The organism is Rhodoferax sp. P2_H8_2 (genome assembly GCF_056403235.1).
Window position 1 is genome coordinate 36,257 of record NZ_JBFUFW010000009.1, and the last position, 11,837, is coordinate 48,093.

The following is an 11,837-nucleotide window of genomic DNA, read 5'->3' on the forward strand; positions in this document are numbered from 1 at the left end:
ATTAGGTGCAAATTTGGTAATCCCGATTTGGTGCATCGCAAGATAGGTGGGCCTGTTACAGAGCCGAATCAAGGTGACAGAACTGCCAAAAATCCGCGCCAACTCAGGGCAGAATGGTGCGCTGCAGTCAAATTGAAAGCGGTCCATTTTTTGGCACAAAAGCTGCATTGAGACTGATGTCCTTGTTTCTACAACCCGTGTGATTTTTTTGTACTAGGAGTATTTGATGGCCAAGACCGTCGCAGACGTGATGAATATGGTGAAAGAAAACGAAGTCAAGTTTGTTGACTTCCGTTTCACCGATACCCGCGGTAAAGAACAGCACGTGACCGTGCCCGTGTCCGCTTTTGGTGAAGACAAGTTCACTGGCGGCCACGCTTTCGACGGCTCTTCGATCGCCGGCTGGAAGGGCATTGAAGCCTCCGACATGCAACTGATGCCTGACCCGAACACGGCCAACATCGATCCCTTCTTCGAAGAAACCACACTGTTCCTGCAATGCGATGTGGTTGAGCCATCCGATGGCAAGGCCTATGACCGTGATCCACGTTCCATCGCCAAGCGCGCAGAAGCCTACTTGAAGGCCTCCGGCATGGGCGACACGGCCTACTTCGGTCCTGAGCCAGAATTTTTCATCTTCGACGGCGTGCGTTGGGCCAATGAACCCGGCAAGGTGTTCTTCGAGATCGACGAATACGAAGCGCCATGGAACTCCGGTACCAAGCTCGAAGGCGGCAACCGCGGCCACCGTCCCACCACCAAGGGCGGCTACTTTCCGGTTCCTCCAGTCGACAGCACGCAAGACATGCGCGCCGAAATGTCCCTGATCCTCGAATCGCTGGGCATTCCGGTTGAAGTGTTCCACCACGAAGTGGCGGGCGCTGGCCAGAACGAAATCGGCACCAAGTTCTCCACACTGGTAGAGCGCGCCGACTGGACGCAAAACCTGAAGTACGTGGTCTGGAACGTCGCCAATGCCTACGGCAAGACCGCGACCTTCATGCCCAAGCCTTACGCTGGTGACAACGGCTCCGGCATGCACGTGCACCAGTCCATCTGGAAAGACGGCAAGAACCTGTTCGCAGGCGACGGCTATGCAGGTCTGTCTGACTTCGCGCTGTACTACATCGGCGGCATCATCAAGCACGCCCGTGCACTGAACGCCATCACCAACCCTGGCACCAACAGCTACAAGCGCCTGGTTCCTGGTTTTGAAGCACCGGTCAAGCTGGCGTACAGCTCGCGCAACCGCTCTGCATCGATCCGCATTCCGTTTGTGGCCAACCCCAAGGGTCGCCGCATCGAAGCGCGTTTCCCCGATCCATCTTCCAACCCTTACCTGTGCTTCTCGGCACTGATGATGGCTGGTCTGGACGGTATCGAAAACAAGATCCATCCTGGCGAAGCTGCTACCAAGGACCTGTACCATCTGCCTCCCGAAGAAGATGCAAAGGTTCCAACCGTGTGCCACAGCCTGGATCAGGCGCTGGGCTATCTGGACCAGGACCGCGGCTTCCTGACCAAGGGTGGTGTGTTCTCCGACTCCATGCTCGATGCCTACATTGAGTTGAAGATGGCTGAAGTGACGCGCTTCCGTATGGCGCCTCACCCTGTCGAATACGACATGTACTACTCGCTGTAAAGCGTGGAGGGTGGCGACGGCTTACAGGCCGTTACAAATCAAAAAGGACTGCGCAAGCAGTCCTTTTTTTACGTCTAAAGTGCCCGAATTGCTTTTGAATAGACCCCGGCCTGCTATGTTTTTTGATGTTTGTCGATTTTTGGAGCATACTGCCCCTCCCTGCGCGCAGTGGAACAATCGAAAGTAAATGAAACCTTTTGCCATTCTTCTTTTATTGGTAGCCACCGGGGCGAATAGTGCCCAGGCGCAGGATCGCATTTACCGTTGTGGCAACGAGTACACCAACACCGTGTCAGAAGCACAGGCGAAGACCTGCAAGCTGATCTCCAGTGCGTCAGTGACCGTGGTGCCCGCGATCAAACCCGGTCCTGCCACACGCCTCGCATCTGCCGGGCAGCGCAGTGATGCGCTGGACCAGCGTGCCAAGGACTCCGACGCGCGCATGATTCTCGAAGCTGAATTGCGCAAGGCGGAGTTGCGCCAGGAAGACCTGCTGAAGGAATACAACCGCGGCGAACCTGAAAAAACGCCACAAGACCTGCGCGAGCCGCGCAAGTACCAGGAACGTGTGGCGGAACTCAAGGCAAGCATCAGCCGCAATGAAAGCGATATTGCCGGCATCCGCCGCGAACTCACACGCGCATTGAACGCGTCCACAAGCTCTGCGGCAAAATAGCAGGCTTGAGCCCTACCGATTCCCACCTGTCGGCGCCTTCCACGGCGCAGTTCCAGTCGTTTGACCTGCTTGCCACGCTGGTGGCGGTGGTCCGTAGCGATGCGACGGTCATCTTCTCCAACTCTGCGCTTGAAGACATCCTGGGCATGTCAAGGCGGCTCATGGCAGGCACCTCGTTTGCCGAGGTGTTCACCGAACCATCCCAATTGCAAAACGCGCTGGAAGGCGCACGCGATAACGAATTTGCTGCGCTGCGCTACGACGCGATGCTGAAGCGCCCGGGTCAGGACTCCATGCCCGTGCATGTGATCATCACCCGCACCGAAGCCGCAGACGAGACCATCGTGGAGATGGTGCCGCAGGAGCAGCAAACCCGCCAGGACCGCGAAGAGCGCCTCGCCGAGCAGGCACAGACTAACAAGGAACTGATCCGCAATCTCGCGCATGAGATCAAGAATCCACTAGGCGGGATTCGCGGTGCGGCGCAGTTGCTGGAAATGGAGATGGAGTCGCCGGAGCTCAACGAGTACACGCAGGTCATCATCCACGAGGCGGACCGCTTGCAGAGCCTGGTAGACCGCTTGCTGGCACCGCACCGGCGGCCGCATCTGGTGGGCGATGTCAACATCCATGAAGTGTGTGAGCGGGTGCGCTCGCTGATATCTGCCGAGTTTCCCAAAGGGTTGGAGGTCGTGCGTGACTTTGATACCTCCATTCCCGAGTTTCGGGGTGACCGTGAACAACTGATTCAGGCGCTGCTGAACATCGCGCACAACGCGTGCCAGGCGCTGACGGAGCGTATAGCTGCCGGTGATGCACACCTCACTTTTAGGACGCGGATCGCGCGACAGGTTACGTTTGGTAAGCAGCGTTATCGGTTGGCACTGGAATTGCATGTCATAGACAACGGACCTGGCGTGCCAGATTCGATCAGGGACCGCATTTTCTATCCGCTGGTGTCGGGAAGGGAAGGTGGTTCTGGCTTGGGGCTGACATTGGCACAAACCTTTGTGCAGCAGCACCATGGCCTGATCGAAGTGGACAGCGTGCCAGGCCGCACGGATTTCAAAATTCTGATTCCGTTACCGTAATGCATTGCTAGCAGAGGACCGCAAACACATGAAGCCGATTTGGATAGTGGACGACGACCAGTCCATTCGCTTCGTTCTGGAAAAGGCGTTGCTGCGTGAGCAACTTCCCACGCGCAGTTTTTCCAATCCGCGTGATGTACTCGCCGCTCTGAGCACTGCGGCCGACGACGAGGGCCCGCAGATTCTGGTCAGCGACATCCGCATGCCAGGCGGCTCAGGCCTCGATCTGCTGGAGAAAATCAAGGCCAAGCATCCCGGTTTGCCAGTGATCATCATGACGGCGTTCTCCGATCTGGACAGCGCGGTCAGCGCGTTCCAGGGCGGTGCTTTCGAATATTTGCCCAAGCCGTTTGATTTGCCCAAAGCCGTGGAGCTGATTCGCCGTGCTGTCGAAGAAAGCCTGCGCGAAGAAGTGGCCGAAGAACGCATGGGTGAGACGCCCGAAATGCTGGGCCAGGCGCCCGCGATGCAGGACGTGTTCCGTGCGATTGGCCGCTTGAGTCAGAGCAATGTCACGGTGATGATTACCGGCGAGTCTGGCTCTGGCAAGGAGCTTGTGGCACGCGCGCTGCACAAACATTCGCCGCGCGCCGGTGGGCCGTTTGTCGCGATCAACACCGCAGCGATTCCGAAGGACTTGCTGGAGAGCGAACTGTTTGGCCATGAGCGAGGCGCGTTCACCGGCGCGCAGACCATGCGCCGTGGCCGCTTCGAGCAGGCCGATGGCGGCACGCTTTTCCTCGATGAAATCGGCGACATGCCCTACGAGCTGCAAACGCGTTTGCTGCGCGTCTTGTCCGATGGCCATTTCTACCGTGTAGGTGGGCACAGTGCCGTCAAATCCAATGTGCGCGTGATTGCCGCAACGCACCAGGACTTGGAACAACGCGTCAAGGACGGCGTGTTCCGTGAAGACCTGTTCCACCGCCTGAACGTGATCCGTTTGCGTTTACCCGCACTGCGCGAGCGAAAAGAAGATGTGGCGATGTTGACGCGCCACTTCTTGCAAGTGAGTGCCAAACAACTCGGTGTGGAACCCAAGCGTATTTCCGATGCGGCCTTGGCATGGTTGGAAGCGTTTGCGTTCCCAGGCAATGTGCGCCAACTGGAAAACATCTGCCACTGGCTCACCGTGATGGCACCTGCGCAGCTGGTCGAACCCAAGGACTTGCCACCGGAAGTGGGCGTGACGGGTGGTGTTGCTACGCCAGCGACGGTTACTGCACCAGTTGCCGCAACCAGTGAGTCCAATGCGGCTGCGTCGATTGTCACTCCTGTGACGCGTGCTACCGATGACACCAGTTGGGAAGGCGTGCTGGAGCAGGAAGCGGTAGCGCTACTGCTGTCGGGTCAGCCTGATGTCTGGGATGTGTTGACGCGCCGGTTTGAGTCGCGTCTGATTCATGCCGCGCTGGCCAACACCAAGGGTCGCCGTATCGAAGCGGCGCAAAAGCTCGGCATTGGTCGCAACACGATTACGCGCAAGATTCAGGAGTTGGGGCTGGACGACGCCTAGCATGTGGCCCCCACGCTCCGCCGCTGCGCGGGTCGCTGCCCCCCAAGGGGCTAATGTGCCTTGGGGCGGCCCGGCGGCAAATTGCCGGCGCTTATAGAGCCAGCGTCAGCACGACCGGCGCGTGGTCGCTGGGCCGCTCATTCTTGCGCGGCACCACATCAATCACGCAACCTGTCACAGATGACTTGAGTGCTTCGCTGACCAGAATATGGTCAATGCGCAGACCTTGATTGCGCCGGAAACCTCCATTGCGGTAGTCCCACCAGCTGAAGCTCTTGGGCGGCTGTGGGAACATGCGATGGCTGTCGGTGAGGCCCAGTGACACCAGCGCACGCAGGTGGTAGCGCTCTTCTTCGGTGCAATGTATCGTGCCTTCCAGGCCAATCGGGTCCCACACGTCGGCGTCGTCAAACGTGATGTTGTAGTCGCCCATCACGACCAGCTTGGGGTGGCGCGTCAGTTCTTCCTTCAGCCAGCGGCGCATACCGCTGAGCCATTCCATCTTGTATTCAAATTTCTCGCTACCGGGCTCTTGGCCATTGGGGAAATAGGCCCCCACGACGCGGATGCCATCGACCGTGCCGGTGATCACGCGTGCCATGTCATCGTCGAAGCCGGGGATGTTTTTCACGACGTCTGTTGCGGGCAATTTGGACAGCAGCGCGACACCGTTGTAAGTCTTTTGACCAAACCATTGCGCTTGGTAGCCCGCTTGCGCAAACAGATCCGCCGGGAACTTGTCATCCGTCATCTTCAGTTCCTGCAGCACCAATACGTCGACGGGGTTGGCGGCCAGCCATTCAATCACTTGCGGCAGACGGACACTGAGGGAGTTGATGTTCCAGGTGGCGAGTTGCATGAAAATACTAGGAAAAAAGGGCTGCAGAGCGCATGGAATGTGCGTAAGCAGCTATCACATATGTAGCAGAGCGGCGAGACCAACAGCCAGTCCGGCAGCGCCGGCGCCAAACATGGCGTACTCGACCCACTTCTTTTTGGTCAACAGCGCAATGGCTGCCAGTGCGATCGCAACCTGCAGAACGGTGGTGGCTTGGGCCCAGCGATGGTGCTGGTGCATCTGCTGTTCACTCTTATGGTCCCAATCGCTGGCTTCGGCTTCCAGCTTTTCGGCAGCAGTCTTGATCTCCGCCTTTTCCTTCTCGTAGCGCTCGACTTTGGCGGCGTACTTGGCCTTGTCATCTTCCTTGGGCGCGAGCGTCAAAGCCAATTCGGTCAAGGATTGTTTTGTGCTCTTGGCCTGGTAGAAGTTCCATTGATTGGACGCTTCGGTCTTCTTGATGGCAGCATCGTTTTTGTACAGGCCTGCGTTGGCCTGTGTCGCACCGCCCATATACGAGAAGATCGCGCCAATGGTGGCAATGATCGCGGTGAACATCGCGATCTGGTTGATCATGCCGCCCGTGCCGTGGTCGCCGTGGCCACCCTGGGTTGCGTGCTCCAACTCGTGATCGTGTGGGCCGTGAACGTGAAAACTACCACCTGACATGCATACTCCTTTTGAATAACTTGCGGGACAGATCTTCAGCTCTGTCCCCAACTGATTAGCTCTTGTAGGTCACAAAACTGTAGTTGAGGCCGGTGGCAGAAGTGTGACTCTCGCGGCTGACTTCTTTCCAGCCCGGACCAAATTTGGGCGCCAGCGTGTCGCCTTCAAACTCCGCATCGATTTCGGTCACCACAGCCGACACCGCCAGCGGCATCGCCAGCTTGTAAATTTCTGCTCCGCCCATGACCCAGGCATTGCCGTCCAGTGGGCACATGCCCATCGCGTCAAACAGCGAGTTTGCGGTCTTGGCACCCGGCGCCTGCCAGTCCTTTTGCCGCGTGATGACGATGTTGAGCCGCTCCGGCAAGGGACGGTACTTTTCCGGTAGCGAGTCCCAGGTCTTGCGACCCATGATCACGGGTTTGCCCAATGTCACCTTCTTGAAATTGGCAAGGTCCTCGGGCAGATGCCAGGGCATCTTGCCGTCCTTGCCGATCACGCCATTGGCAGAACGTGCCAGTATCAGGTGCAGCTTCATGGGACCTCCGGGAAGTAGTTTGATCCGGTTTTAGACAGCCACCGGCGCCTTGATCGCGCCGTGGCTTTCGTAGCCTTGAACTTCAAAGTCTTCAAATGCGTAGTCGAAGATTGAATCCGGTTTGCGCTTGATGTGCAAGGTGGGATACGCGAACGGCGTGCGGCTCAGTTGCAGCTCGACCTGTTCGTGGTGGTTGCTGTAGATATGGCAATCGCCACCAGTCCAGATGAAGTCGCCCACATCGAGATCGCACTGCTGCGCGACCATATGCGTCAGGAGCGCGTATGACGCAATGTTGAACGGCACGCCCAGAAAAATATCGGCGCTGCGCTGGTACAGCTGGCAGCTCAGTTTGCCTTTACCGCCCTCGGTGTCTGCAGGGGCCACATAGAACTGGAAGAAAGCATGGCAAGGCATCAGTGCCATTTTGTTCAGCTCGGCGACGTTCCAGGCGCTGACGATGATGCGGCGCGAATCTGGGTTGCTCTTCAGCGTCTTGATGACGTCGGCAATCTGGTCGATGTGGCCGCCATCGGGTGTTGGCCAGCTGCGCCATTGCACGCCGTAGACCGGGCCCAGATCACCATCGGGCTTGGCCCATTCGTCCCAGATGGAGACGCCGCGCTCTTTGAGCCAATTGTTATTGCTTGAGCCGGTCAGGAACCACAGCAGCTCCTGGATGATGGAGCGTAAATGGACTTTTTTGGTTGTGACCAGAGGAAAGCCTTCGTTCAGGTCAAAGCGCATCTGGTAGCCAAACACGCTCTTGGTGCCCGTGCCCGTGCGGTCGGATTTGGCAACGCCCGTGGTGTACACATGGCGCATGAAGTCTTCGTATTGGGAACGGATGGGGCGTGTCATGGGAGGTGCAAAAGAATTGGGGTTCTGGGCGAACAGACGGGATTTTAGGCCTTGCAGGCGGCTCAGGTCATACCATCGAGCATGCTGGTGACAACCAGCAGCGCCAGCAGCACGACGACGACCACCGGCATGATGGCGCCCAGGCCTGCCCAGGTCGCCAGCAGGCCAAACGCCCCCGGAATGATGGCGCCACCGGCATAGGCCAGGCTCATCTGTCGGCCAATCACCATGCGCGCGACATCGTCCGGGAAACGGCGTGCGGTTTCGTGCATCAGCGACGGGAAAATCGGCGCGCAGCCCAGACCCATCAGTACCAGTCCGGCCATGGACAGCGGTGCGGGCAAATCGGGAAATGCAAACAGCGTGGCACCCGCGGCGGCGACACAAATTCCCAGTTGCACCAGTTTGCGGTTGCCCAATTTGTTGGCGATCAGGCCCACACCAAAGCGGCCTGCGGTGATGGCGCCGAAGTACAGCGACACCCATACTCCCGCCATGGTCTGCGTCACACCGCGGCTGCCCACCAGAATGCTGGCAGCCCACAGGCCGGTGCCCATCTCAGCGGCTACATAAAACAGGAAGGTCAGCGGTGCCAGCCACAGGGCCAGCGGATTGATGGGTTTGAACTCCACAGGCTTGGCATGTGTGGCATCGTCGCTGGGGGGTGTCGCGTTCTCTTTCGACCATAGCGAGAGCGTGAGCCACAGCACAATCGCCAGCACTATTTGCACCATTCCTATGCTGCGCGCGCCCACGGTCCAGCCGCCGCTACTTGCCAGCGCTGCGCCCATGATCAGCGGCCCGGCAGTCGCGCCGATGCCCCAGAAACCATGCAACCAGTTCATGTGGCGCGACGAGTAATGCGCGGCGGCAAAGTGGTTCAGGCTGGCATCGACCGCACCGGCACCCAGACCCAAAGGAATGCCCAGTGCGACGAGCCAGATAAACGACGGTGCGTAGGAGAACCCAATCAGCGCCAGCGCCGTCATCAGGCAACTGGCGGCGACAACGACGCCCGTGCCTATGCGCTTGGTGATCGCCGCAGACAGGAAGCTGGCACTGGCGGAGCACACCGTCATGGTCAGCGTGATGAAGCCCATGGCAGCCAGCGGCTGGCCCATATCGGCGCGAATCGCGGGCCACGCGACGCCCAGCACTGCGTCCGGCAAGCCCAGACTGACAAACGACAGATACACCAAGGCCAGTAGGAGCCAATGCGCCATGAAAGAGTCCTGTTAAACCCGGACCACGCGGCCAGGGTTCATCGTGTTGTTCGGATCCAGCGCCTTCTTGATCTCGCGCATCAGCGCCAGCGCGACCGGCGATTTGTGCTGCTCCAGCTTGTCGCGCTTCAAGCTGCCAATGCCATGCTCAGCCGAGATCGAGCCGTTGTAGCGGTCCACGACGTCGTAAACCAGGGAGTTGATGGGTTTCTCCTGGTTGCGCAAAAAGGCTTCGGCATCGGCGCGTGCCGGGGCTTGCACGTTGTAGTGCAGATTGCCGTCTCCCAAGTGGCCGTAGTTCACCAGGCGCACGCCGGGAAACGCTTGCGCCAGTGCGGTATCGGTCTCGGCGACAAAGGCCGGGATGCGCGATACGGCAATGGATATGTCGTGCTTGATGTTCAGGCCTTCCTGGGCCTGGGCCAGCGGAATGCTCTCGCGGATATGCCACAGCGCATGCGCCTGCGCGATGTTTTCGGCGACCACGGCGTCGGTCACGCAGCCCGTTTCCAATGCGGCCTCCAGCAGGCGCTCCAGTTGTTCGCGGGCATGGGCTTCCGAGACGTTGTCCGAATGCTCCAGCACGACACAGTAGGGCGATTCGCCAAATGGCACGCGCTGCTGTGGGAAGTGTTTGACGACCAGGCTCAGCGCAAACTGGCCCATCACCTCAAAGCCGGTCAGGCCGGAGCTCAGCACCTTGTGCGCAATGCCCAGCAACTCCACCGCAGCGTCCAGCGAAGGCACGGCCGCCAGCGCGGTGAGTTGCGCGGCGGGTAAGGGGTACAGCTTCATCGTTGCAGCAGTGATCACACCCAGCGTGCCTTCAGAGCCAATGAACAAATGGCGCAGGTCGTAGCCGGTGTTGTCCTTGCGCAGGCCGGTCAGGCCGCTCCAAATTTCGCCTAGCGCGGTAACCACTTCCAAACCCAGGCACAGCTCGCGCGTATTGCCATAGCGAACCACCTGCGTGCCCCCCGCGTTGGTGGCGAGGTTGCCGCCAATCGTGCAACTGCCTTCAGCCGCCAGGCTCAGCGGAAACAGAAAACCCGTTTCTTCGCAGGCTTCCTGCAATGTCTGCAATATGCAGCCGGCTTCTACGGTCACCGTCAGATTGGCCGCGTCCACCAAGCGGATGCGGTTCATGCGCGCCAGGCTCAACACAATTTGTGTGCCGCTGGCATCGGGCGTGGAGCCGACCACCATGCCGGTGTTGCCGCCTTGCGGCACGATGCTGACGCCTGCTTGTACACAGGCTTTGACGACGGCTGCTACTTCTTCGGTAGTCGCGGGGCGCACCACGCCCAAGGCCTTGCCGCGCTCGCGCTGGCGCCAATCCACTTCCCAGGCCGACAAATCGCCTTCGCTCAATACATTGGGGGCGCCAACAATCGCGCGCAGCGCGTCTAGCAGAGCAGAAGTACTCATGGTGCAACGGTCTCCACGTCAGCAGTTGCCATCAACCGCGCGTTGCGTTGGCGCAGCCGCACATGCAATGTGCAGGCCACAAACAGCGTGAGGCACAGCAGGATTTCTATCCCGGCCAACAAGTTGCCGGGCCATTTGTCGCTCCAGGCGCGCACCACGCCTTCAATGAAATACAACCAGACCACCAGACTGACCCAGCGGTAGGTGTACATGCGGTTTTTCAGCAGACCGGCCAGCGGAATGCACAGGGGTACGACTTTGAGCGCGAGCAAGGTGCCACCGGGGCGAATCGGCGCGAGCACCAGTTCCCACGCCACGCCGAGCAGGATCAGCCCCAGCACGCTGCCGACGGCCATCCATCGGGTGAATTCAACGGAAGTTTGCGTGGTGGGTGTGGAGTGAGTGGTAGACATCAGGCGCATAGCTTAAATGATCGCCCGGACACAGGTGTTCCCCTCTTGTCAGCGCTGCGCGAAGGTTATAGGCTGGTTCAGACCTAATCGAAGTCTGGAGCCTGTGCTATGACTTTCTCGATGCAACTGCGAAACGCCGTCGGCCTGGGTCTGGTCTTGGCCAGTCTTGCACTGAACGTTCGCGCGCAATGCAATCGGGTGGTCTTGACCTCCGACCCGGCGTATCCACCCCTGCACTGGTACGACGGCGAGACCCTGCAAGGGGCCAGCATTGAGATCGCCAAGCGGGTGTTGGAAGATCTGAAAATCCCCTACGAAGTCCGCTATGTCGGCCCCTTTCCGCGTGTGTTGGCACTTGCAGAGCGTGGTGAAGTGGACATGATTGCCACGCTCAAAAAGACACCAGAGCGCGAGGCGTTTTTGCTTTACCCCACGACACCTGCGCTATCGAATCCGGTGTCGGTATTCAGCTTTCAGGAGCATCCCTTCGAATTCAAAGGGCGGCAGGATTTGATCGGGCGCCGTGGCGGGATTACCCGCGGCAATCTCTTTGGAAACGGGCTGGACGAGTTTTTGAAAGAAAAGTTGAATGTGGAGGAAGCCAACAGCCCCGAAGCCAATTTCAACAAGCTGGCGCTGGGTCGCATCGATTACTTCATTACCGGCTACTACACCGGCATGGCGCTGCTGCTCAAGCGCGGCGACGAGGAGCGCTTCATTGCCAATGCGCCGTTTTTGGTGGACACGCCCAATTTCGTGGTGTTGACCCGCCACGGAAAATGCGCCAGCAAGCTCGAGCAGGTGGAGGCCCGTATGGCGCTGCTGAAGAAAACCGGCGTGCTGGAAGAACTGATCCGCAAGAGCTTTCAAAAATGGAAAACCCGTCCGGTCATGGCAGACAAGTAGGCGGCGATTGGCCCGGTGCGGGATGGCATGATGGCG

Annotated in this window: 12 protein-coding genes; 5 read left to right on the forward strand and 7 right to left on the reverse strand. The window is 59.0% G+C overall.

Translation table 11 applies throughout. The features are described from left to right. Window positions 1-226: 226 nt before the first annotated feature. The 4 genes from glnA (at window position 227) to ntrC (ending at window position 4,925) form a co-directional block, all read left to right on the forward strand. Window positions 227-1,642, forward strand: a complete 1,416-nt coding sequence (glnA, locus tag AC1DV6_RS15135; RefSeq protein ID WP_477978796.1) for a type I glutamate--ammonia ligase — start codon at window positions 227-229, stop codon at window positions 1,640-1,642. Window positions 1,643-1,829: 187 nt separating this feature from the next. After that, window positions 1,830-2,318, forward strand: coding sequence for a hypothetical protein (locus tag AC1DV6_RS15140; protein ID WP_477978798.1), 489 nt, complete (start codon window positions 1,830-1,832; stop codon window positions 2,316-2,318). Between the two features lie 5 nt (window positions 2,319-2,323). Then, window positions 2,324-3,409 (forward strand): nitrogen regulation protein NR(II), encoded by a 1,086-nt coding sequence (gene glnL, locus AC1DV6_RS15145; protein ID WP_477978800.1) that lies wholly within the window; start codon window positions 2,324-2,326, stop codon window positions 3,407-3,409. A 28-nt stretch (window positions 3,410-3,437) separates the two neighbouring features. Beyond that, on the forward strand, window positions 3,438-4,925 hold the full coding sequence (gene ntrC, locus AC1DV6_RS15150) for a nitrogen regulation protein NR(I) (RefSeq protein WP_477978802.1): 1,488 nt from the start codon (window positions 3,438-3,440) through the stop codon (window positions 4,923-4,925). Between the two features lie 91 nt (window positions 4,926-5,016). Here the strand turns inward: ntrC and AC1DV6_RS15155 are convergent, their stop codons facing one another. From AC1DV6_RS15155 to AC1DV6_RS15185, 7 genes are all read right to left on the reverse strand, one after another. After that, window positions 5,017-5,784, reverse strand: coding sequence for an exodeoxyribonuclease III (locus tag AC1DV6_RS15155; protein ID WP_477978804.1), 768 nt, complete (start codon window positions 5,782-5,784; stop codon window positions 5,017-5,019). Window positions 5,785-5,838: 54 nt separating this feature from the next. Then, entirely contained in the window at window positions 5,839-6,432 is a 594-nt protein-coding gene (locus AC1DV6_RS15160; protein ID WP_477978806.1) for a DUF4337 domain-containing protein, read from the reverse strand. Between the two features lie 55 nt (window positions 6,433-6,487). Further along, complete coding sequence (locus AC1DV6_RS15165) at window positions 6,488-6,970, reverse strand: dihydrofolate reductase (RefSeq protein ID WP_477978808.1); 483 nt, start codon at window positions 6,968-6,970, stop codon at window positions 6,488-6,490. 30 nt (window positions 6,971-7,000) lie between these two features. Beyond that, window positions 7,001-7,831 (reverse strand): thymidylate synthase, encoded by an 831-nt coding sequence (locus tag AC1DV6_RS15170; protein ID WP_477978810.1) that lies wholly within the window; start codon window positions 7,829-7,831, stop codon window positions 7,001-7,003. 62 nt (window positions 7,832-7,893) lie between these two features. Beyond that, window positions 7,894-9,054, reverse strand: a complete 1,161-nt coding sequence (locus tag AC1DV6_RS15175; protein ID WP_477978812.1) for an MFS transporter — start codon at window positions 9,052-9,054, stop codon at window positions 7,894-7,896. A 12-nt stretch (window positions 9,055-9,066) separates the two neighbouring features. Continuing rightward, the gene (locus AC1DV6_RS15180; protein WP_477978814.1) at window positions 9,067-10,482 is read right to left on the reverse strand and encodes an FAD-binding oxidoreductase; all 1,416 of its coding nucleotides are present in this window, start codon (window positions 10,480-10,482) and stop codon (window positions 9,067-9,069) included. Beyond that, complete coding sequence (locus AC1DV6_RS15185; protein ID WP_477978816.1) at window positions 10,479-10,895, reverse strand: DUF2069 domain-containing protein; 417 nt, start codon at window positions 10,893-10,895, stop codon at window positions 10,479-10,481. Before AC1DV6_RS15185 ends, AC1DV6_RS15180 begins: the two co-directional genes overlap by 4 nt. A 108-nt stretch (window positions 10,896-11,003) precedes the next feature. Here AC1DV6_RS15185 and AC1DV6_RS15190 point away from each other — a divergent pair, with 108 nt between their 5' ends. Continuing rightward, entirely contained in the window at window positions 11,004-11,801 is a 798-nt protein-coding gene (locus tag AC1DV6_RS15190; protein ID WP_477978818.1) for a substrate-binding periplasmic protein, read from the forward strand. The last annotated feature ends 36 nt before the right edge of the window (window positions 11,802-11,837 follow it).

Bases quoted from the DNA above. Each gene is read 5' to 3' on its own strand.
- glnA (WP_477978796.1), top strand. From the start codon at position 227: ATGGCCAAGACCGTCGCAGACGTGATGAATATGGTGAAAGAAAACGAA.
- AC1DV6_RS15140 (WP_477978798.1), top strand. From the start codon at position 1,830: ATGAAACCTTTTGCCATTCTTCTTTTATTGGTAGCCACCGGGGCGAAT.
- ntrC (WP_477978802.1), top strand. From the start codon at position 3,438: ATGAAGCCGATTTGGATAGTGGACGACGACCAGTCCATTCGCTTCGTT.
- AC1DV6_RS15155 (WP_477978804.1), bottom strand. From the start codon at position 5,784: ATGCAACTCGCCACCTGGAACATCAACTCCCTCAGTGTCCGTCTGCCG.
- AC1DV6_RS15160 (WP_477978806.1), bottom strand. From the start codon at position 6,432: ATGTCAGGTGGTAGTTTTCACGTTCACGGCCCACACGATCACGAGTTG.
- AC1DV6_RS15165 (WP_477978808.1), bottom strand. From the start codon at position 6,970: ATGAAGCTGCACCTGATACTGGCACGTTCTGCCAATGGCGTGATCGGC.
- AC1DV6_RS15170 (WP_477978810.1), bottom strand. From the start codon at position 7,831: ATGACACGCCCCATCCGTTCCCAATACGAAGACTTCATGCGCCATGTG.
- AC1DV6_RS15175 (WP_477978812.1), bottom strand. From the start codon at position 9,054: ATGGCGCATTGGCTCCTACTGGCCTTGGTGTATCTGTCGTTTGTCAGT.
- AC1DV6_RS15180 (WP_477978814.1), bottom strand. From the start codon at position 10,482: ATGAGTACTTCTGCTCTGCTAGACGCGCTGCGCGCGATTGTTGGCGCC.
- AC1DV6_RS15185 (WP_477978816.1), bottom strand. From the start codon at position 10,895: ATGTCTACCACTCACTCCACACCCACCACGCAAACTTCCGTTGAATTC.
- AC1DV6_RS15190 (WP_477978818.1), top strand. From the start codon at position 11,004: ATGACTTTCTCGATGCAACTGCGAAACGCCGTCGGCCTGGGTCTGGTC.